This window comes from Streptomyces venezuelae (assembly GCF_008642355.1).
In the GTDB taxonomy this organism is placed as follows: Bacteria; Actinomycetota; Actinomycetes; order Streptomycetales; family Streptomycetaceae; genus Streptomyces; species Streptomyces venezuelae_B.
Genome location: NZ_CP029193.1, coordinates 630,421 through 650,801, shown reverse-complemented (window position 1 = coordinate 650,801; position 20,381 = coordinate 630,421). Strand labels below are relative to the sequence as shown.

Here is a 20,381-nt window from a genome sequence, read left to right as displayed (position 1 = left end):
GCCCCGCATGCAGGCATGGCAAGTGCACGAGAACGGCGAGCCGGGCGAGGTGATGCGCCTCGCCGAGGTGGAACGCCCCGCGCTCGAAGAGGGGCAGGTGCTGCTGAAGGTCCGCGCCGCGAACATCAACTTCCCGGACGCGCTGCTCTGCCGAGGGCAGTACCAGGTCAGGCCGCCGCTGCCGTTCACGCCCGGCGTGGAGATCTGCGGTGAGACGGAGGACGGGCGGCGCGTGATCGCCAACTCCGTGCTGCCGTACGGAGGACTCGCCGAGTACGCCGTCGCGGACGCCGCCGGACTGCTGCCCGCACCCGACGCGCTCGATGACGCGGAGGCCGCCGCGCTCCACGTCGGCTACCAGACGGGCTGGTTCGCCCTGCACCGCCGCGCGCACCTCCAGGAGGGCGAGACGCTGCTCGTGCACGCCGCCGCCGGTGGCGTGGGCAGCGCCGCGGTGCAGCTCGGCAAGGCGGCGGGCGCCAAGGTCATCGGCGTCGTCGGCGGCGCGGAGAAGGCGCGGGTCGCGCGCGAGCTCGGCTGCGACCTCGTCCTCGACCGGCGCTCGGACGACGTGATCGGCGCCGTCAAGGAAGCGACCGGCGGACGCGGCGCCGACGTGATCTACGACCCCGTGGGCGGCGACGCCTACACGCAGTCCACGAAGTGCGTGGCCTTCGAGGGGCGCATCGTCGTCATCGGCTTTGCCGGCGGCGCCATCCCCACCCCCGCGCTCAACCACGCCCTCGTGAAGAACTACTCGATCCTGGGCCTGCACTGGGGCCTCTACAAGACCAAGGACCCGAGCTCCGTCCTGCGCTGCCACGAGGAGCTCACCGAGCTCGCCGCCAAGGGCGCCATCAAACCGCTGGTGAGCGAGCGCGTATCGATGGCCGACGGCGCCTCCGCCGTGCAGCGCGTCGCCGACGGCGTCACCACCGGCCGCGTGGTCGTCCTGCCGCACGGAGGTTCCGCATGATCGACGCCGGTGAACTGCGCACCCGTACCCGCGCGTTGCTCGAGGCGCATCCGCCCGCCACGACGGACCGCGCCGACTTCCTGAAGGCACGCTTCGACGCCGGACTCGCCTGGGTGCACTACCCCGAGGGCCTCGGCGGCCTCGGCGCGCCCCGCTCCCTCCAGGCTGTCGTGGACGCCGAACTGGAGGCCGCGGGAGCCCCCGACAACGATCCGCGCCGCATCGGCATCGGCCTCGGCATGGCCGCGCCGACCGTCCTCGGCTTCGGCACCGAGGAGCAGAAGCAGCGCTTCCTGCGCCCACTGTGGACCGGCGAGGAAGTGTGGTGCCAGCTCTTCAGCGAGCCGGGCGCGGGCTCCGACCTCGCGGCGCTCGGCACGCGCGCCGTCCGCGACGCGGAGAGCGGCGACTGGGTGGTGAACGGCCAGAAAGTGTGGACCTCCAGCGCCCACACGGCGCGCTGGGCCATCCTCATCGCCCGCACCGACCCGGACCTGCCCAAGCACCGCGGCATCACGTACTTCGTGTGCGACATGACCGACCCCGGCGTCGAGGTGCGACCGCTGCGCCAGATCACCGGCGAGGCCGAGTTCAACGAGGTGTTCCTCACCGACGTGCGCGTCCCCGACGCCCACCGGCTCGGCGAGGTCGGCGAAGGCTGGAAGGTCGCCCAGACCACCCTCATGAACGAGCGCGTCTCCATCGGCGGCATGCGCATCCCGCGCGAGGGCGGCATGATCGGCCCGGTCGCCAAGGCCTGGCGCGACCGCCCCGAGCTGCGCACCCACGACCTCCACCAGCGGCTCCTGAAGCTCTGGGTGGACGCGGAGGTCGCGCGCCTCACCGGCGAGCGGCTGCGCCAGCAGCTTGTCGCCGGACAGCCCGGACCCGAGGGCTCCGGCATGAAGCTCGGCTTCGCCCGCCTCAACCAGGAGATCAGCGGTCTGGAGGTGGAACTCCTCGGTGAGGAGGGCCTGCTGTACGACGACTGGACGATGCGCAGGCCCGAGCTGGTCGACTTCGTGGGCCGCGAGGCGGGATACCGCTATCTGCGCTCCAAGGGCAACAGCATCGAGGGCGGGACCAGCGAGGTCCTGCTGAACATCGTCGCCGAGCGCGTCCTGGGCCTCCCCGCCGAGCCGCGCACCGACAAGGACGTCGCCTGGAAGGACCTCGCGCGATGAGCGACCTGCTGTACTCCGAAGAGGAAGAGGCGCTGCGCCGGGCCGTGCGGGACCTGCTCGCCGACCGGTGCGACGCCGCCACCGTCCTCGCCCGCGCCGAAGCTCCGGCCGCCGAAGGACCGCACGACCGCGAACTGTGGAAGGCGCTCACCGAGGGCATGGGCCTCGCCGGGCTCCTCGTCCCCGAGGAGCTGGGCGGCCAGGGCGCGACGCACCGCGAAGCGGCCGTCGTCCTGGAGGAGTTGGGCCGCGCGGTCGCACCCGTGCCCTACCTCACCAGTGCCGTCGTCGCCACGGAGGCGCTGCTGGCCTGCGGGGGAAGCGAGGCCGCCGAGTTGCTGAGCGCGCTCGCCGCCGGACGGACGGTGGGCGCGCTCGCGGTGGGTCTCGCGACCGCCCCCGGAGCCCCCTTCCAGGACGTACGCCATGACGCGGGCGCCCTGCACGGCGAACTGACCGGCATCGCCGACGCGGCCGGCGCCGACATCCTGCTCGTTCCCGCCGACGACGGCGCGCTCTACGCCGTCCACACGGCGCAGGACGGCGTCACCGTCACCCCGCGGACCTCCCTCGACCTGACCCGCCCGCTCGCCGCGGTGACCTTCGAGGCGGCAGCCGCGCGAGAGCTCACCCGGGGCGCCGACGCGGCGGTACGGCGCGGTCTGCGGGCCGGTGCCGCGCTGCTGGCCTCGGAACAGCTCGGGATCGCCGAGTGGTGCCTGACCGAGACCGTCAGGTACACGAAGGAGCGGCACCAGTTCAACCGGCCCGTGGGCTCCTTCCAGGCGCTCAAGCACCGGCTCGCCGAGCTGTGGCTGGAGGTCGTGAACACCCGCGCCGCCGCGCGCAACGCCGCCGACGCGCTCGCCGCGGACAGCACCGACGCCGATGTGGCCGCCGCTCTCGCCCAGGCCTACGCCGCCCCCGTCGCGGTGCACGCCGCCGAGGAGGCGCTCCAGCTGCACGGCGGTATCGGCATGACCTGGGAGCACCCCGTCCACCTGTACCTGAAGCGCGCCAAGGCGGACTCGATCGCCTACGGCACGGCCGGCCGGCACCGCGAGGCGCTGGCGGAACTGGTCGACCTCCAGGCCCCCTGACGCGCGCTCGCCCCACATTCATGCAGCCCGCACCTACCAGGTGCGGGCTGCGCGTTTTACGCCGCTATTACATAAGGCATAATTGCGAGCCGTTCGCAACAACGGTTGATCTTCAGTAGGGGTGTGGAGCATGAGGGCCCGATCGATACGGGGCGCAGGCGCGACGGCGACGGCGGCCGCGATAGCGGTCGCCGCCTCCGCGTGCTCGGCGCCCGGCGACGGCGGCAGCGACGCGAAGGACTCCGCGGTCGTCGGCATCGCCTACGAACCCGAGACCCTCAGCCCGCTCCTCGGCTACGGCAAGGACGGCAACTCGAAGATCTTCGACGGCCTGCTCACGCACGACGCCGACATGAAGCTCAAGCCCGCCCTCGCCGCCGAGCTGCCCGAGGTCGCCGACGACGGCACGACCTACACGTACAAGCTCCGCAAGGGCGTCAAGTTCAGCGACGGCAAACCCTTCTCGGCGAAGGACGTCGTCTTCACGTACGAGACGATCCTCGACAAGAAGACGAACAACGCGTCCAAGACCGAGCTGGACGCCGTCAAGAGCGTCGAGGCCAAGGGCGACGACACCGTCGTCTTCCACCTCAAGTACCCCTACGCGCCGTTCGCCGAGCGCACCGTCCTGCCCATCGCCCCCGAGCACGTCGCGGGCAAGCAGGACGTGAACACCGGCACCTTCACCACCAAGCCGGTCGGCACGGGACCGTACAAGCTCGTCAAGTGGTCCAAGGGTGAGAAGCTCACCTTCAAGGCCAACCCCGACTACTGGGGCGGCGCGCCGAAGGTCAAGAACTTCACCATGGCGATCATCAAGGACGACGACATCCGCGCCACCCGGCTCGACGCCGGTGAGCTCGACGGCGCGATCCTGCCGCCCAACCTCGCCAAGAAGTACAAGAAGGACAGCGGCAAGAACACCTACGCCGCCAAGACCTTCGACTACCGCGTGGTGACCCTGCCCACCGGCAACAAGGTCACCGGCGACACCGACATCCGCCGCGCCCTCGACACCGGCGTGGACCGCAAGGCCATGGTCGACTCGATCCTGTACGGCGAGGGCAAGGAGGCCTACGGGCCCGTCCCGACCGACAGCCCCTGGTTCACCAAGGGCACCGAGCGCGAGTTCGACGCCGCGAAGGCGAAGAAGATCCTCGACGACGCCGGATGGAAGCCCGGCAAGGACGGCATCCGCGAGAAGGACGGCGTCCAGGCGAAGTTCCCCCTCTGGTACCTCTCCGGCGACAAGCTCCGCCAGGACCACGCCCTCGCCTACGCCTCCGACGCCAAGAAGCTCGGCATCAAGGTCGAGGTCCAGTCCGGCACGTGGGAGGTCATCGAGCCCCGCATGCCCAAGGACGCGGTCCTCGCCGGCGGCGGCTCCCCGGCCGACCCCGACTTCGACCAGTACACGCTTCTGAAGTCCTCCCTCGCCGGTGACGGCTTCAACAACATGGCGCACTACGACAACCCCAAGGTCGACAAGGCCCTGGAGGACGCCCGCAAGAGCGGCGACCACGCGAAGCGCCAGGCCGCGTACGACACGATCCAGCGCGAGCTCGTGAAGAACCCCGGCTACACGTTCCTCACGCACATCGACCACCTCTACGTCGTCGACAAGAAGTTCGGCGACCTGAGCACCCAGGTCGAGCCGCACGACCACGGCCTGGCCTCCGGCCCCTGGTGGAACGTCGAGGACTGGCAGCCGAAGAAGTGACACCGGCGACATCGAAAGCCGCGGGGGAGGCGACGCGCCGTCGCCTTCCCTGGGGGCCGATGGCCCGGTTGGTCGCCCGTCGGGCCCTGTTCGCCGTGCCCGTACTGCTGCTCGTCACCTTCGGCGTCTTCGCCATCGCCGCCGCGTCGCCCTTCGACCCCGTCAAGGCGTACGCGGGCACGGCGGGGCTCACCGCCTCGCAGGAGAACCTCGACCAGCTGCGCGCCAACCTCGGCGTCGACCGGCCGCTGACCGCCCGCTGGTGGGACTGGCTGACCTCGGCCCTCACCGGTGACTTCGGAGACTCCAGCACCCTCAGGCAACCCGTCGCGGACGCCATCGGCGAACGCATCGGCTGGTCCGTGCTGCTCGCCGCGACCGCGTTCGTCGTCGCCATCCTCCTCGGCACCGCGCTCGGCGTGCTCGCCGCCCGCAGGCCCGGCGGCTGGCTCGACCGCGCCGTGACGTCCCTCGCGTACACCCTCGAAGCGGCGCCGCCCTTCTGGCTCGGCCTGCTCGCCGTCTGGTTCTTCGCGCTGAAGCTCGGCGTCCTGCCCTCCGGCGGACTCACCGACACGGCCAGCTCGACCGTGACGGCGGGACAGGTCGCGAGTCACCTCGTGCTGCCCGCCGGTGTGCTCGCGATCTCGCAGCTGCCCTGGTTCGTCCTGTACGTGCGTCAGGGGGTCGGCGACGCCCTGGGCGACGACCCCGTGCGCGGGGCACGCGCGCGTGGCCTCGCCGAACGGACCGTGCTCCTCGGCCACGCGCTGCGCTCCGGCATGCTGCCCGTCCTCACGCTCATCGGCTCGCGCGTGCCCGAACTGATCACCGGAGCGCTCCTGGTGGAGACCGTCTTCAGCTGGCCCGGCATCGCCGCGGCCACCGTGCAGGCCGCGACCTCCGTGGACTTCCCGCTGCTCGCCGCGCTGACCGCGCTCGCCACGGTCGCTGTGCTCCTCGGCAACCTCGTGGCCGACCTCCTGTACGGCCTCGCCGATCCGAGGGTGGGATTCGATGGCTGAGATGGCCGAGATGGCAGAGGTGGCTGAGATGTCTCAGAAGGCTGAGGAGACCGCGACCGCTGACGTCGTGTGGCGCGACCGGGGCGGCGTGCGCCGCTCCACGCGCGCGTGGCGGGTGCGCACGTCCGCGGTGCTCGTCGCCGCGGTCGTCCTCGCCGTCCTCCTCGTACCGCCGCTCGTCCACCTCGACGAGCAGGCCGTCGACCTCGCGTCGAAGCTCCGGCCGCCGTCGCTGTCGCACCCCTTCGGCACCGACGACGTGGGCCGCGACCTGCTGCTGCGCTGCGTGTACGGGCTGCGGGTGTCACTTCTGGTCGGTGTCGTCGCGGCGGTGGTCGCCACCGTCATCGGCACGGCGGTGGGCGCGCTGGCGGCCGCCTCCGGAGGCTGGGTGGACCGCCTCGTCATGCGGCTCGTCGACGTCTTCGCGTCCGTGCCGCACCTGCTGCTCGGCATCTTCATCGTCGCGATGTTCAGGCCCGGCGTCTGGCCGGTCGTCGTCTCCGTGGCGCTCACCCACTGGCTGTCCACCGCCCGCATCGTGCGCGCCGAGGTCCTGTCGCTGCGCTCGCGGCCCTACGTCGACGCGGCGATATCCGGCGGCGCCTCGCGGCTGCGCGTCGCCGTGCGGCACCTCCTGCCCGGCGTCCTGCCGCAGGCCGGACTCGCCGCCGTCCTCATGGTGCCGCACGCCATCTGGCACGAGTCCGCGCTGTCCTTCCTCGGCCTCGGGCTCCCCTCCCACCAGGCCAGCCTCGGCACGCTCGTGCAGAGCGCCCGCGGCTCGCTCCTCGCGGGCGACTGGTGGCCGACGCTGTTCCCCGGCCTGTTCATCATCGTGCCCACCCTGGCGATCGCGGGCCTCGCGGGCGCCTGGCGGGAGCGGATCAACCCCCGGCGCCGATCGGAGCTCATGCTGTGACGGTCCCCGTCCTTTCCGTGAACGGTCTCTCCGTACGCTTCCGCATGCGCGGCGGCACGCACGTCTCCGCCGTCACCGACGCCACCTTCGACCTCGCGGCGGGGGAGTGCCTCGCCCTGGTCGGCGAGAGCGGCTGCGGCAAGTCGGTGCTCGCCTCCGCGCTGCTCGGCCTGCTCCCGGAGAACGCGCAGACCGCGGGGTCCGCGCTGATCGCGGGCCCGGACGGCCAGCCCCCCGTCGACCTGCTCACCGCCGACGAGCGCACGCTGGCCCGCACCGTGCGGGGCCGCCGCGTCGGCCTCGTACCGCAGAGCCCGGCCGCCCACCTGACACCCGTCCGCACCGTCCGCTCCCAGCTGGAGGAGACCCTCCGCGAACTCGTGGGCGTACGGAAGCCGCGGCTGAGGGCCGCCGCGGAAGCGGCCGCCGAACGCGCCGCGTTCCCCCTCGGCCACCTCGACCGCTACCCGCACGAACTGTCCGGCGGCCTCGCCCAGCGCGCCGCCACCGCGCTCGCCCTCATCGGCGACGCGCCGCTCCTCCTCGCCGACGAGCCCACCACCGGCCTCGACCGCGACCTGGTCGACCGCACCGTCGACGAGCTGCGCCGGCACGTCGGCGACGACCGCGCGCTGCTCCTCATCACCCACGACCTCGCCGCCGCCGAGCGCATCGCCGACCGGGTCGCCGTGATGTACGCGAGCCGCGTCGTCGAACTCGCCGACGCCGACACGTTCTTCGGCACGCCCGGCCCCCGGCACCCCTACGCCCGCGGCCTCCTGAACGCCCTGCCGGAGCGCGCCTTCACCCCCGTCCCCGGCATGCCGCCCGAACTCTCCGCGCTCCCCGCCGGGTGCGCCTTCGCGGCGCGCTGCGACCGGGCCGACGACGCGTGCGGTGCGCTGCCTGCGCTCACCGACGGCGCCGCCTGCCACCACCCCCACGCGGACGTGCTGGAGGCGCCCCGTGCTTGAACTGCGCTCCATCACCGCCGGATACGACCGACGCGCCCCCGTCGTCCGCGACGTGAGCCTCAGCCTCGCGCCCGGCGAGTCCGTCGGCCTCCTCGGCCCCAGCGGCTGCGGCAAGTCCACGCTGGCCCGAGTCGCCGCGCTCCTGCACCGCCCCGACGCCGGACGGGTCGTCGTCGACGGCGAGACCGCCCGCGGCTGGCGCCACCGCGCACCCCGGGAGCTGCGCACCGCCTTCGGCGTCGTCTTCCAGCAGCCGCGGCTCTCCGCCGACCCCCGCCTGACGCTCACCGCCTTGATCGCGGAACCCTTGCGTGCCACGGGCCGCGGCAACGAGGCGGCCGCCACGGTCCCTGACCTCGCCGCCCGGGTCGGCCTCGGCCCGGACCTCCTGGGCCGCCGCCCGCACGAGGTCAGTGACGGCCAGCTCCAACGCGCCTGCCTGGCCCGCGCCCTGGTGCTCCGCCCCCGCTGGCTGATCTGCGACGAGATGACGGCGATGCTCGACGCCTCCACGACGGCGGCGCTCGTCCACGTCGTGGAGGAGTACCGCGCCGAGCACGACGCGGGACTCCTCGCCGTCGGCCACGACCGCGTACTCCTGGAACGGTGGTGCGACCGCACGACGCACTGGGACGATCTCGTGACTCCATTCGCCGCGTAGGCCGACGGCCGCGTGACCACACGTGATCTCAGCGCCGCCGGCCAAGTAGGAATTTGCGGCGTGATGTCCAAGGCAGGCAGGACGCCGGAGTCCCGTCACGGCGGCTCTCGCGGTCCTCCTCTCGCCGGCCTCGCTCGCCATCGGTCTCCTGACCGCCGACCCGGCGTCCGCTCAACCTGACGCGAAGGAAGGGCCGTTGACGCGGCGCTCCGCCGAGCAGGCCAAGAAGTTCCACCCCGCGATCGACCGCGAGACGATGTTCGACGACCACGGTGCGGCGATCCGCGGCGTCGAGCGGACCGGCGCCGTCACCAAGGCGTCGCCGGCCGACGTCGCGACCTCGGGCCGACACACCGGGCGTCCGCTGTGCCACACGACGGGCATCAACGGCACGTTCCAGTACATCGGCTTCTGCTGGGACGAGGGCGACGACCTCACCGGCTCCTACGAACCCAAGGGCGGCTGGCACCCGCAGGCCCTGACCGCCTCGCACGACGCACAGCCGGGCGGCACCGTCGACGGCCACCACCTCTACGCCGGGTCGTGGTGCAACGGCATGGGTGACGGCAAGCGCAACCTCCTCGGCCGGATCTCCCTCGTCAACTCCACCGGCAGGAAGTGGAGTTACGGTCACGTCCTGCTGGTCATGCCGACGGGCGACGAACCAAGCGGCGACTTCAGCCCGGTGGACAACGTCCACGCCGACGGAACGGTCTGGTACGGCAACAAGCTGTTCGTGGCCCATGGCGGGGAGCTGCAGGTCTACGACTTCCAGCACCTGTGGAAGATGAGGGCGAGCGACGAGCGCACCGGCATCGAGAACGGCGTCTCCTCGGCCCGCTGGCACCAGAGGGCGCTGCCGATCTCAAGCCGTGTGCCGCCGACGGCAGCGGCCAAGTGCCTCGCCCTCGGCGCCAACGTCGCCAAGGGATCGCAGCTGATCCAGTACACGTGCGGCAAACAGGACCAGAACGGGGAGCAGCTTCCTCGCTGAGCCGTACCTGACGGCACGGCAACTCCGCGGCACGGACCACACGTCTGTGCCGCCCCTCGGCCCGCCCGTGAACGCACGGCGTCGATAGCGCCAACTCCCGGACAGGCAGGGTTTCCCGGCGCGGGTGGGACCCCATACTCACTGTGGTCCCGCCCGTCGTCGTGCGGCGACACCCCACATCCACTCGCCCCCGGGAGGCAGCATGGCCCTCACCACCCGTCGCAGAGCCCTCACCACCTTCGGAGCCGCCCTTGTCGGCGGCGTCGCGACGCCCGCCTACGCGCACGCGACCGGACGTGGTCACCACCCCAGGCCCCTGATCCGTGCCCACGCCCACAACGACTACGAACACCCCCGCCCGCTCCTCGACGCGCTCGACCACCGCTTCGGCAGCGTCGAGGCCGACATCCACCTCGTCGACGGGCAGCTGCTCGTCGCCCACGACCCCGTGGACCTCGACCCCACCCGCACCCTGGAGTCGCTCTACCTGGCGCCCCTGGCCGCCCGGGTGCGCGCCCAGCACGGTTCCGTGTACCGGGGGTATCACCGCACCCCCTTCCAGCTGCTCATCGACATCAAGACCGAGGGCGCGTCGACGTACGCGGAGCTCCACCGCCATCTGCGGCCCTACCGGCGCCTCTTCACGACGTACAGCCACGGGAAGGTGCGCCGCGGCGCCGTCACCGCCGTCGTCTCCGGGGACCGGGCGGCGCGCGGGCCGATGGAGGCTCAGCGCGTGCGGTACGCCTTCTACGACGGGCGGCTCGCCGACCTCGGCGGTCCCGCGCCCGCCTCGCTCATCCCGCTGATCAGCGACAACTGGTCCCTCAACTTCAGCTGGCAGGGCGTGGGGCCCATACCGTCCGCCGAACGCGAGAAGCTGCGCGGCATCGTCTCCGCCGCCCACGCGCGCCGGCAGCGCGTGCGCTTCTGGGCCACGCCCGACCTGCCGGGTCCGCAGCGCGAAGCGGTCTGGGGCGAACTGCTCGCCGCCGGGGTGGATCACCTCAACACCGACGACCTCGCGGGGCTCGAAGCGTTCCTCGACGCACACCGCGGATGATCTTCGAGGATCAACCCTCGCGCAAGTAACACCCGTTCGGAGCACAGGTCAGACGCCCGGACGCTCCCTCCGCTACGCCAGACTGACGGCCGGAAGCCGCGGTTCCACGTGGCGGAGGAGGTACTTCCCATGGCTGTCTCGATCTCTGTCGTGCTGCTCCTGGTGATCCTTGCGGTGGTCTTTCTGCGCAACGGAGCGCTGAAGGTGTCGCACGCCGTCGTCTGCGGGCTCCTCGGGTTCTATCTGGCGAGCACGAGCATGGCGCCCACCATCCACGACGGACTCACCGCCACCGCCGACATCGTCAGCTCGATCCGGCCGTGACACCGACCGTGGCACCGTCCCGTCTTGCAGGTTCGTGAACAACTGACGTTGTGTCATGGACAGTTGTGCGAGCGGCATCTAGCTTCGGCGCATGTCCAGCAGAATGCGCCGCATCGTACCCGCCGGAGTCGTGGCCCTGACCGTGTCCCTCGCGGTTCCCGCGTACGCCGACGAGATACCCAACGCCCCCGGGCACCGGCTCGTCGAGCAGTACCAGGGCGCGCCCGCCGAGGCCCGCCCGCTGCCCGGCACCCCGCCGCCCCAGCACCCGTACCTCGCGGCCAACGGCCGCAGCGGCATGCACGCCGACGCCGCCGGCAGCGGAACGTACCCCTGGAACGGGCCGCTCGGAAAGCGGCCGGTTGTCGACAGCGAGAAGATGGCGGCGCTCGGCGGCGAGTGCGCGACCGTCACCTTCGACCGCGACGGGCGCATCGTCACCGTGTGCGGCACGTTCACCGGTTTCCTGGTCAAGCTGCTCGACCCGGGGACGCTGGACACGCTCGCCGAGTACAAGCTGCCGCAGCGGCCCTCGACCGTCGAGGCCATCACCCGCCTCGACTTCTCGAAGATCTTCAAGGACACGTCGGGCGGTGCCTACTCGTACCTCGACGACCAGGACCGGCTCGTCCTCGCCGACTCGCGCCAGCACATCGTGCGGCTCGCGCACGAACGCACCGCGGACGGGAAGTGGCGCTTCGTCGTCGACAAGGAGTGGGACCTGACCGCCCACGTCCCGCACGACTGCGTGAGCTGGACCAACCTCTACCCGAGCGGCGAGTGCGACCCCGTCACGTCGGTGATGCCGGACTGGGACGGCCGCATCTGGTGGGTGACCCGGCAGGGCCGCGTCGGCACCGTCGACCCGGAGTCCGGCGGCATCCGCTCCGTCCGCCTCGACGGCGAGGAGATCCAGAACTCGTTCTCCGTCGCCGAGGACGGCGTCTCGATCGTCTCCGACCACGCCCTGTACAGCTTCCGTGCCACCGCCGACGGCACGCCGAAGGCCCAGTGGCGCCAGACGTACGACCGCGGCACGGGCACCAAGCCCGGCTCCGTCAACCAGGGTTCCGGCACGACACCCGACCTCTTCGGCGCGCACGACGACTACGTGGCGATCACCGACAACGCCGACGACCGCATGAACGTCCTCGTCTACCGGCGCGGCGCCGGCGTGCCGGACGACGAACGGCTCGTCTGCAAGGTCCCCGTCTTCGGCCCCGGTGCCTCCACCACCGACAACTCGCTGATCACCTGGGGCGACAGCATCGTCGTCGAGAACAACTACGGCTACGAGAACATCACCTCGCTCACCCTCGGCCGCAGCGTCGTCGGCGGCGTCAGCAGGATCGACGTGCGCGAGGACGGCAGCGGCTGCGACACCGTCTGGGAGAGCGGCGAACGCTCCCCGTCCACAGTGCCCAAACTGTCCACCGCGAACGGCCTGTTGTACTTCTACACGAAGGAACCCAACCGGCTCGGCATCGACGCCTGGTACCTGACCGCCGTCGACTTCCGCACCGGTGACACCCGCTGGAAGCGGCTCGCCGGCACGGGCATCGCGTACGACAACAACTGGGCGCCCGTGACACTGGGACCCGACGGCACCGCCTACGTGGGCGCCTTCAACGGGCTCGTGGCGGTGCGCGACACCGAGTGAGCGACCGGCTCGGGACCGTTCAGGACCGGGAGAACACGCCGATGCCGTTCGGTACCGGACGCTCGATCCCTCCGCTGGGGTTGTTGCGGACCACCACGGCCTCGGCGCCCGGAGGCCGCGCGACCAGCGTGGACGTGGCGGAGACCAGCGTGGAGGAACCGCCGCCGTCCAGACTGAAGCCGTCCCGTGCCCCGAGGTCCTGGAGCACCCGCGCCATCTCGGCGATCGTCAGGCCCGTACGGAACTGCGGCGACCCGTCGAGCGACAGGAGCAGCAGGCGCCGTCCGCCGTCGGCGATACCGGCGGCGGTCCGCACCGCAGACGTGGTCCCGTCGAGGCCGGGCAGCGGCTCGCCGCCGCGGAGCACCGGGTAGCCGCCGAGCGCGAAGCGCAGCGGCATGTGCGACTCGGCCGCCACCAGGCGGTGACTGACGCGCACCCAGTCGCCCGCCGACAGCTTCCGCAGCTCCTGCGCGCCCGCCTCGCGGCCCACGAGGACCGTGGTGCCGCGGGCGATCGGTCCGGTGCCCGGCGTGTCGGCCGAGGCCACCACGCGTCCGTCGCGGACCGTCACCTCGTGGGTGTCCGTGCTGCACGGCGCGCCGCGGTTCGTGTCCGTGCCGCAGGTCGTCCGCACCCGTGACGCGGAGCCCCAGTCGCCGGTGAACGCGCCGACGGAGCCCACCGGCAGCGCGTACTGGTTGAGGCCACCGAGCGGCAGCCGGGCGCCCTTGGTGCGGATCCACCCGTCCAGAGTGAGCCTGTCCAGGCGGGCCCTGCGGTCGTACCCGACGCCGAGGACGGCCTCCGTGGTCACGCCCGGCGGCATCGCGGGACCGAACCGCTGCCCGTTCGGCACGGCGCCCTTGAGCGCGTGGCCGCCCGTGATCGCGGGGCCGACGGGCGCGCCGGTCGCCTCCACGCCGGGGTGCTGCGTCTCGGTGATGTTGAAGAAGTCGCCGTTGATGCCGCCGACGGCACCGGCACCGTCCGCGAGCGCGGAGACGGGCGCACGCGCGGCGACCTTGCCCGGATACAGCAGGCCGACGCTGGTGCGCGGGTCGCGCAGATCCACGTCGAGCATGTGCACGCGGGCCTCTCCGTGGGATCCCGCCACATCGAAGTATCGATACTGCACACCCGGCGCCACCGGCCCGGACGCGCGCTCGTCACCCCTGGGAACGGCACCGGCCGGCGCCGCTCCCGTGAGAGCCGCGCCGGCCAGCATGCCGAGCGTCGTGACGAGGGTCAGGCCTGTTCTGAACCGTCCACCGCACAGCTTCTGGCGAGTCAACAGATCCCCCTGGGTTTCCGACCGGACAGCGAATCAACTGTCGCAGCAGCCAGAGGAGTTCACCAGACGGCGGTGGCTACGTCCCGACCAGCCGGGAACGGATCAGGAAACGTACGCCTTCCGGGGCCTCCAGCGAGAAGCCGCTGCCCCGCCCCGGCACGACGTCCACGATCAGCCGGGTGTGGCTCCACAGCTCGTACTGGCTCTTCGACATCCAGAACGCTACGGGCTCGGCCACCCCTTCGACCGTCAGCGACGCGAGGTGGACGTCGGATTGGCCGGTACGGAACTCGCCGTCCGGGTAGCACATGGGGGCGCTGCCGTCGCAGCAGCCGCCGGACTGATGGAACATCAGCGGCCCGTGGGCCTCCCGCAATGTCCGCAGGAGCCGGGCCGCGGCGGGGGTGAGCTCCACCAGGGGGACGTCGCTCCCGGTGCCCTTCGTCTCATGACGGTCATGACGGTCCATGGCGGGACTCTGCCCCGCGGCACGTTGCAACAGGGTTGCGAGGCGGGGACACGGGGGCCGCTGTTCGGAGCAATTGTGCGATGGTCGGGTCGTGTCGCCCGGGGAGAGGCCGCACACAGGTGAAGCTGGTGCGATGCGTTGGCTCCTTCCGGCGATCGCCGTACTGTCGTTGGCCGTCCCCGTGTCGTACGCGGCGCCTCCCGGGCCCGCCCACGGCCCCGCGTGCCGGGGCGGCACCGCCCCGTACCAGCGCCAGCTGGAGCGGGAGCTGCGGCTGCCCGTCGACGGGCGGCAGTCCGCCGCGGACTGCGCGGCCATCCGGCGGCTCCAGCAGCGGCTCGGCGTCCGTCCCGCGGACGGCAGGGCGACGCTGCGGACGTACCGCTTCCTCGTCGCCGACAAGATCCGGCGCGACCCGGCGCAGCGGCGGGCCTGCCCCGCGAAGCCGTACCGGATCACCTGCGTGGACCTGACGCGGCAGATCCTGTGGGCGCAGAGCGGACGCAGGCTGGTCTTCGATCCGGTGCCGGTGCGCAGCGGCCGGGACGGTCTGGAGACCCGCCGCGGCTGGCAGCGGATCTACCTGAGGCACCGTCACCACTACTCGACGATCTACCACGTCCCCATGCCGTACGCGCAGTTCTTCAACGGCGGACAGGCCCTGCACGGCACCCGCTCCGACCTCTTCAGGTCCGGTTCGGGAGGCTGCGTGAACCTGGCCGTGAACGACGCCCGGCGGCTGTACGACCTGTTGCAGAAGGGCGACCGCATCTACCTCTGGGGAACGAAGCCGGGCACGGGCGGCTGACGCCACCCGCACCCGGTAATCCGGTCACCCGGTCATTTCCCCTTCTTGCCACCGCCTCGCTGGTTGGTGAGCGTCACCGTGACGTCCTTGGCGGGCTTGTGCCCTGTCACCTTGTGCGGCCCGCTGACCCTCTTCGCGGGCATGACGTAGCCGTCGGGAACGGCGGTCTCCCTGAGGTAGTACGAGCCGGGCGTCAGGCCCTGGAAAGCGCACCGCCCGCGGCCGTCCGTGGCGCAGCCCCGGTCGGCGAGGGTGTCCCGGCGCGCGCCCGATGTCTGGAGTCCGGCCGTGCCGTTGCTCTCGCGCCAGAGCTGGAAGACCGCGCCGGCCAGTGGCCTGCCCGTCTTCCCGTCCTTCTTGACGACCGTGAGGGAGCCGCGGACGTCGGGCTGCCGTTCCTTGCGGTTCAGCGCCTCCACGGAGGCCCCGAGCGCGACGTCGGACCCGGTCAGGACGAGGGGGCCGAAGACCGCCGGGTCCGGCAGCTCGTAGCCGTTCGGCGCCTTGGTCTCCACCCAGTAGTACGTGCCGGGCTTGACGGTTTCGCGGCAGGCACCCTTCGCGTTCGTCGTGCAGGGCGATCCCTGGGCGGTGTCCGGGTCCGCGCCGCCGCGCTGGAGGCCCGGCGTGCCGTTGGTCTCGCGCCAGAGCTGGAAGACGGCACCCGGCAGGGGCTTCCCCGTGTCCTGGTCCTTCTTGTGGACCGTGACCGGGCCCTCCTTGACGGAGGGTTCCTCCTTCTTCCTGTTGGTGGCCGGTACCGACACGCCCTCGGAGGCGTTCGCCCCGGTCAGCTCCAGCGGTCCGAAGACGTTCGGGGTCGGGCGTTCGTACCCCTTCGGCGCCTTGGTCTCGCGCCAGTAGTACGTGCCGAGCGGCACGGTCTGCGCGCACTCGCCCTGCGCCTCGGTGACGCAGTCGTCGCCGACCTTCGTGTCCGGGTCGTCGCCGCCCGTCTGCAGCCCGTCGACACCGTTGGACTCGCGCCACAGTTCGAACTCGGCGCCCTTCAGCGGCTCGCCGCCGTCCTCGTCGGTCTTGACGACCTTCACCTCGCCGGTGGCGGGCGTGGTGGCGCAGTCCGGCAGGTCGCCGAGGAAGGGGTAGTTGTGGAACTCCTGGCCGCCGCCGCCCGACGCTGAGCTGGTGTGCGTGAGGGAGCCCGTGGTGAAGAAGCGGCCGTTCATGCCCGGCACGCTGACCGTCGTCATCGAGGCCTGGTTGCCGACCAGGACGCTGCCCTGGAACTGCCCGGTGCCCTTGACCTCCACCGAGGTGGCGTCGGGGAAGTTCCACAGCAGACGGCTGCGCAGCTTGTTGAGCTGACTGCTGTCGTCGATGGTGCCGCTGTACGTGTTGATGGTGCGCTTGGAGCCCAGGATGTTGACCAGGATCGTGGCGCCGTCCGGGATGCCCTCGAAGCGGATGCCTTCCTGACCGCCGCTGCCGCCCATCAGGTCGAAGTCGACGTTGAAGACCTGGAGCATGGAGGTGTTGTCGCCGCGGAACAGGGTCTCGCCGCCCGCGTGGACGGCCGTGCCGGTGGGCGTGCGTGTGCCGCCCTCGGGGTGCGCGTAGCACTGGCTGGCGGCGGTCAGCTCGTCGCGCAGCGGGATGTACGGCTTGGCGGCGTCGGGGTCCTTGCGCTTCGTGGCGAGGATCGTGCCGTCGGCGTCCTCGGCGTACCGGACCACGCCGTCCTCGGCGAGGAGCCGCTCTCCGCTGCCGACGGTGACGTTGCCGCCCGCGGTGAGCCAGTCGGCACCCTTGGGAGGCGCCACCCGGGAGCCGACGCCGGCCTCGCCGACGTTGTAGACGCCGCTGACACCGGCCGCCTTGTCCTGGTCGAAGTCGCCGAGGACGACGACCCGCCCCTCGGCTTCCGAGGCCTTCTCGCGGACGAGGAAGTCCCCGCCCACGTAGATGTTGATGCCGTTGTCGCGGTACTTGATCCCCCCGTTGTTGATCGGCGGGTAGTCGCCGTCGGGGCAGTTGCCCGGCACGCACGGCCCGAGGCCGCCGGGCAGGGGCTTCGCGGCGGCCTCGGCGAGAGGCAGGGCCGACAGGCTCGTCCCGGCCACGACGCCGAGGAGACAGAGGTACCTCGTCCCGGTCCGGACGAGGGAAGGAAAGGTCACGCGCACATCAGCTCCCACAAGGGTCAAATGAGACGTGGGGAGGCTCGCACGATCGACGTCCCGGACCGTTCAACCGATCCGCGCTTCATCGGAAGAGCACTGCAAAGGACGAGCGTTGCGCCGTCCGTGTGGCGGCACCTCCGTGTCTCCACGAGGATGTCCCCCTCGACAGGGCGCGGCCCTTTTCGCGGGGGCGTCCGTGGAGCGGAGGCGGCGCGATGGGATCACATGCTGCGGCCGGACGGCGGCGTCGGCGGCCGGTCGTGTTCGGGGCGCTCGGCGCGACGCTGCTGGGGGTCCTGTTCTGCGTTCCGAGCGCCGGGGGAGCGCCGGTGTCGGCGGACGCCTGCCGCACCGCGGGCAGCGCGCTGCCGGTCGGCGACTGCGGGCCGTTCTGGCAGGTGCTCGCCGAGGACTTCGACGGCGACCGGGTGCCGCTGGGCGCCTTCAGCGACTGCGACCACCACGCCGACACCTCCGCCGCGTACTGCGGGGGCCTCGACGGGTCGTACCGGGACAACTGGTGGGCCTACCCGACCGGCTGGCCCGACACGGCGGGTGACCGGGGCCGGGACGTCGTGGGCGTCTACCACCCGGAGGACACGGTGAGCGTGGGTCCTGCGGCGGACGGCGACGGGCGCATGCGCATCCGCATGTGGCGGCCCGCCGACGGAGGGCCCGTCCACGCGTCGGCGGTGGTACCACGCGCGGTCATGCAGATGAAGTACGGCAAGTACAGCGCCCGCGTCAAGGTGACCGAACCGGCCCCCGGCTACAAGTCGGCGTGGCTGCACTACGGCGGCGGCTGCGAGATGGACCACCCGGAAGGCGAGTGGACCGGCCCCCTCACCGCCTTCCACCACCCCTGCGGCGGGGGCGAACAGGGCGCGTACCCCGGCGCCGGTTCCTGGACCGACTGGCACACCGTCTCCACCGAGTGGACACCCGGCCACGTCCGGTTCTTCGTCGACGGAAGGGAGGTCGGGCACGACACGCGTGGAGTCCCCGACCGCCCGCTCTCCTGGGTCCTGCAGAACGAGAGCGCCCTGGAAGGACCGGGGGCCGCACCCGGCAGCAGCGCGCGGCTGGAGATCACCTGGGTGGCGGCGTACGCGTACGGATGGAAGTGACGCCGGATGGGAGTGACGCCAGATGGAAGTGACGGTTCCGCGAATTGCGAGCGCACGCTCCGGAAGCGGATCGTGAACCCCGTACAACCCTGGTGCCCCATCCCGTGTCGAACAGGGCGCCGGACAAGGAACGGGCCCTTTCCGGACACCCCCCGCGCCTGCCCGGCCACCTTCCTTCACAGGAGCCGCTCGTGCGCAAGAACCGTTCGGCCGCCCTCGCCGCGGCATCGTTCCTTCTGCTGACCGGGGCCGGTATCGCCGCCGCCCCCTCCGCCTTCGCCGGCACCCCTGGGGGTACCCGCGCCGACGACCGCAACAGCGACTTCAACGGCGACGGATACGAGGACGTGCTGGTCGGCGCCCCTGGTGCCACGGTGAGCGGCGCCAAGGGCGCAGGTCTCGTCACGGTCCAGTACGGCTCCACCGGCGGCATCAACACCAGCAACGTCGCCAGATTCAGCCAGTCGACGTCCGGTGTCTCCGGCGCCGCCGAGGCGGGCGACAACTTCGGCAAGGCCGTCGCGACCGGTGACCTCGACGGCGACGGATACGACGACGCGGTCATCGGCATCCCCGGGGAGGACCTCGACGCCGGCGCGGACGCCGGTGGTGTCGCCGTCCTGTGGGGCTCGAAGTCGGGGCTCGCCGGCTCCGCGAGCAGCTGGCTGCAGAGCCAGGACGCCGCCGCGGGCCAGCAGTTCGGCCTCGGTCTGGCCGCGGCGCACTTCACCGCGGACACCCCGGGCGACCTCCTCGCCGTCCTCGACAAGGACAACGTGGACCTGTACGTGTACGACCCCGCTCCGCAGGCCCGGGGCGAGGCGCCGCTGCGCCGTCAGGCCACCGAGCGGCTCGGCAGGTCGGCCGCCGCGAGCGCCATCGTGTCCAAGTCGCTGACCACCGGCGACTACGACAAGAACGGCTACGCGGACCTCGTCGCCTCCGGAACCACCGAAGGGGACGAGCCCGGTCACGGCTGGTCCGTGCAGTTCGCGGGCGGCGCCGACGGCCTGACGTACAAGAACGACCTGCGCGGCGGCCCGGTCGCGGCCTCCGGCGACATCAACAACGACGGCTACGACGACCTGGTGACCGGCGAGCCCGCGTCCCCGGACGACGGCGGCGAGACGATGACCGGCGGTCTGGTCGGCGTGCGCTACGGAACCGCGGACGGCCTCGTGAACGAGGCCAAGTGGTGGACGCAGGACGCCGAGGGCGTGCCCGGCGTCGCCGAGCAGGGAGACGGCTGGGGCGCCGACCTGTCGGTGGCGGACACCAACGGCGACGGTTACGCCGACGTGGCGATCGGCGCACCGGGCGAGGACATCGGGACGGTCGCCGACGCGGGCGCCGTCTGGGTGCTCCGCGGCTCGGAGAACGGGATGACGGCGAGCGGCGCGAAGTCGTTCGACCAGAACTCCGCGGACATCCCGGGTGACGCCGAGAAGGGCGACAAGTGGGGCGCGCAGGTGCGGCTCACGGACCCGAACCGCGACGGCCGCTTCGGGCTCCTCGCGGCGGCACCGGGCGAGAACACCGGGGACGGCGTGGTGTGGGTCCTGTCCGCGAACTCCGGCGGGGTCACGGCTGCCGGGTCCTGGACGTACGGCGCGGGTTCGCTCGGCGCGCCGTCCGCGGACGCGGCGTTCGGGGCGGCGATCGACGAGTAACAGCAGGTAACAGCGTGTAACGAGAGGTCCCCCGGGGCAGGACGTTCCCGCCCCGGGTCTCAGGAGGCGTCACCGCGCGCGGTGACGCCTCCCTTCTTTTGGTCCGGACCAACTACCCGCCGGTAGGCCCGAGTTGAGCTGCGGGATCTTTGCCGAATCCACATATGGCGGGCGAGTGAACTGGGGGTAAATGTCGCCTTTTTATCCCTCAAGGCGCCCAATTCAATTGTTGACACGGAGAGTTGGTCTAGTCCATTTTGGTGATCCGG

The 20,381-nt window shown here is 71.8% G+C and carries 18 protein-coding genes; 15 read left to right on the top strand and 3 right to left on the bottom strand.

The annotated features are described in order from the left end of the window. The first annotated feature begins 7 nt into the window (after positions 1–7). From DEJ47_RS02810 to DEJ47_RS02755, 12 genes are all read left to right on the top strand, one after another. A complete protein-coding gene (locus DEJ47_RS02810; protein WP_150164582.1) occupies positions 8–976 on the top strand; it encodes an NADPH:quinone oxidoreductase family protein in 969 nt (322 codons plus the stop codon). Next, positions 973–2,160 carry an acyl-CoA dehydrogenase family protein gene (locus DEJ47_RS02805; protein ID WP_150164580.1) on the top strand — a complete coding sequence of 396 codons (1,188 nt, stop codon included), beginning with the start codon at positions 973–975 and terminating at the stop codon, positions 2,158–2,160. Before DEJ47_RS02810 ends, DEJ47_RS02805 begins: the two co-directional genes overlap by 4 nt. Then, positions 2,157–3,260, top strand: a complete 1,104-nt coding sequence (locus DEJ47_RS02800) for an acyl-CoA dehydrogenase family protein (protein WP_150164578.1) — start codon at positions 2,157–2,159, stop codon at positions 3,258–3,260. The genes DEJ47_RS02805 and DEJ47_RS02800 overlap by 4 nt, the downstream gene beginning before the upstream one ends. Before the next feature lie 130 nt (positions 3,261–3,390). Continuing rightward, the gene (locus DEJ47_RS02795) at positions 3,391–4,980 is read left to right on the top strand and encodes an ABC transporter substrate-binding protein (RefSeq protein ID WP_150164576.1); all 1,590 of its coding nucleotides are present in this window, start codon (positions 3,391–3,393) and stop codon (positions 4,978–4,980) included. A 59-nt stretch (positions 4,981–5,039) separates the two neighbouring features. Beyond that, positions 5,040–6,005, top strand: a complete 966-nt coding sequence (locus tag DEJ47_RS02790) for an ABC transporter permease (protein ID WP_150164575.1) — start codon at positions 5,040–5,042, stop codon at positions 6,003–6,005. 28 nt (positions 6,006–6,033) lie between these two features. Then, positions 6,034–6,927 (top strand): ABC transporter permease, encoded by an 894-nt coding sequence (locus DEJ47_RS02785; RefSeq protein WP_150164573.1) that lies wholly within the window; start codon positions 6,034–6,036, stop codon positions 6,925–6,927. A 44-nt stretch (positions 6,928–6,971) separates the two neighbouring features. Then, positions 6,972–7,901, top strand: a complete 930-nt coding sequence (locus tag DEJ47_RS02780; protein WP_150175395.1) for an ABC transporter ATP-binding protein — start codon at positions 6,972–6,974, stop codon at positions 7,899–7,901. Next, positions 7,894–8,562 (top strand): ABC transporter ATP-binding protein, encoded by a 669-nt coding sequence (locus DEJ47_RS02775; RefSeq protein ID WP_150164571.1) that lies wholly within the window; start codon positions 7,894–7,896, stop codon positions 8,560–8,562. Before DEJ47_RS02780 ends, DEJ47_RS02775 begins: the two co-directional genes overlap by 8 nt. Before the next feature lie 196 nt (positions 8,563–8,758). Then, on the top strand, positions 8,759–9,556 hold the full coding sequence (locus DEJ47_RS02770) for a hypothetical protein (protein WP_150164569.1): 798 nt from the start codon (positions 8,759–8,761) through the stop codon (positions 9,554–9,556). Between the two features lie 202 nt (positions 9,557–9,758). After that, on the top strand, positions 9,759–10,619 hold the full coding sequence (locus tag DEJ47_RS02765; RefSeq protein WP_150164567.1) for a phosphatidylinositol-specific phospholipase C/glycerophosphodiester phosphodiesterase family protein: 861 nt from the start codon (positions 9,759–9,761) through the stop codon (positions 10,617–10,619). 129 nt (positions 10,620–10,748) lie between these two features. Continuing rightward, a complete protein-coding gene (locus DEJ47_RS02760; RefSeq protein WP_150164565.1) occupies positions 10,749–10,943 on the top strand; it encodes a hypothetical protein in 195 nt (64 codons plus the stop codon). Positions 10,944–11,046: 103 nt separating this feature from the next. Continuing rightward, positions 11,047–12,603, top strand: a complete 1,557-nt coding sequence (locus DEJ47_RS02755) for a hypothetical protein (protein ID WP_150175394.1) — start codon at positions 11,047–11,049, stop codon at positions 12,601–12,603. Positions 12,604–12,622: 19 nt separating this feature from the next. Here DEJ47_RS02755 and DEJ47_RS02750 read toward each other — a convergent pair whose 3' ends face one another. Continuing rightward, entirely contained in the window at positions 12,623–13,831 is a 1,209-nt protein-coding gene (locus tag DEJ47_RS02750; RefSeq protein ID WP_150175393.1) for a phosphodiester glycosidase family protein, read from the bottom strand. A gap of 142 nt (positions 13,832–13,973) precedes the next feature. Beyond that, the gene (locus tag DEJ47_RS02745) at positions 13,974–14,366 is read right to left on the bottom strand and encodes a DUF779 domain-containing protein (protein WP_150164563.1); all 393 of its coding nucleotides are present in this window, start codon (positions 14,364–14,366) and stop codon (positions 13,974–13,976) included. 133 nt (positions 14,367–14,499) lie between these two features. On the opposite strand from DEJ47_RS02745, the gene DEJ47_RS02740 reads away from it, so the two are divergent. After that, positions 14,500–15,174 carry a L,D-transpeptidase gene (locus tag DEJ47_RS02740; protein ID WP_150164561.1) on the top strand — a complete coding sequence of 225 codons (675 nt, stop codon included), beginning with the start codon at positions 14,500–14,502 and terminating at the stop codon, positions 15,172–15,174. A 32-nt stretch (positions 15,175–15,206) separates the two neighbouring features. Here the strand turns inward: DEJ47_RS02740 and DEJ47_RS02735 are convergent, their stop codons facing one another. After that, entirely contained in the window at positions 15,207–17,312 is a 2,106-nt protein-coding gene (locus DEJ47_RS02735; RefSeq protein WP_223828206.1) for a choice-of-anchor A family protein, read from the bottom strand. A gap of 218 nt (positions 17,313–17,530) precedes the next feature. Between DEJ47_RS02735 and DEJ47_RS02730 the strand changes: the two genes are divergently transcribed. Beyond that, positions 17,531–18,442, top strand: a complete 912-nt coding sequence (locus DEJ47_RS02730) for a glycoside hydrolase family 16 protein (protein ID WP_150164557.1) — start codon at positions 17,531–17,533, stop codon at positions 18,440–18,442. 191 nt (positions 18,443–18,633) lie between these two features. After that, positions 18,634–20,112 carry an FG-GAP-like repeat-containing protein gene (locus DEJ47_RS02725; RefSeq protein WP_150164555.1) on the top strand — a complete coding sequence of 493 codons (1,479 nt, stop codon included), beginning with the start codon at positions 18,634–18,636 and terminating at the stop codon, positions 20,110–20,112. The last annotated feature ends 269 nt before the right edge of the window (positions 20,113–20,381 follow it).

Coding starts and splice junctions, on each gene's coding strand:
- DEJ47_RS02795 (WP_150164576.1), top strand. CDS start 3,391: ATGAGGGCCCGATCGATACGGGGCGCAGGCGCGACGGCGACGGCGGCC.
- DEJ47_RS02745 (WP_150164563.1), bottom strand. CDS start 14,366: ATGGACCGTCATGACCGTCATGAGACGAAGGGCACCGGGAGCGACGTC.
- DEJ47_RS02800 (WP_150164578.1), top strand. CDS start 2,157: ATGAGCGACCTGCTGTACTCCGAAGAGGAAGAGGCGCTGCGCCGGGCC.
- DEJ47_RS02810 (WP_150164582.1), top strand. CDS start 8: ATGCAGGCATGGCAAGTGCACGAGAACGGCGAGCCGGGCGAGGTGATG.
- DEJ47_RS02765 (WP_150164567.1), top strand. CDS start 9,759: ATGGCCCTCACCACCCGTCGCAGAGCCCTCACCACCTTCGGAGCCGCC.
- DEJ47_RS02785 (WP_150164573.1), top strand. CDS start 6,034: ATGTCTCAGAAGGCTGAGGAGACCGCGACCGCTGACGTCGTGTGGCGC.
- DEJ47_RS02780 (WP_150175395.1), top strand. CDS start 6,972: ATGCGCGGCGGCACGCACGTCTCCGCCGTCACCGACGCCACCTTCGAC.
- DEJ47_RS02790 (WP_150164575.1), top strand. CDS start 5,040: ATGGCCCGGTTGGTCGCCCGTCGGGCCCTGTTCGCCGTGCCCGTACTG.
- DEJ47_RS02730 (WP_150164557.1), top strand. CDS start 17,531: ATGGGATCACATGCTGCGGCCGGACGGCGGCGTCGGCGGCCGGTCGTG.
- DEJ47_RS02760 (WP_150164565.1), top strand. CDS start 10,749: ATGGCTGTCTCGATCTCTGTCGTGCTGCTCCTGGTGATCCTTGCGGTG.
- DEJ47_RS02755 (WP_150175394.1), top strand. CDS start 11,047: ATGCGCCGCATCGTACCCGCCGGAGTCGTGGCCCTGACCGTGTCCCTC.
- DEJ47_RS02805 (WP_150164580.1), top strand. CDS start 973: ATGATCGACGCCGGTGAACTGCGCACCCGTACCCGCGCGTTGCTCGAG.
- DEJ47_RS02750 (WP_150175393.1), bottom strand. CDS start 13,831: ATGCTGGCCGGCGCGGCTCTCACGGGAGCGGCGCCGGCCGGTGCCGTT.
- DEJ47_RS02740 (WP_150164561.1), top strand. CDS start 14,500: ATGCGTTGGCTCCTTCCGGCGATCGCCGTACTGTCGTTGGCCGTCCCC.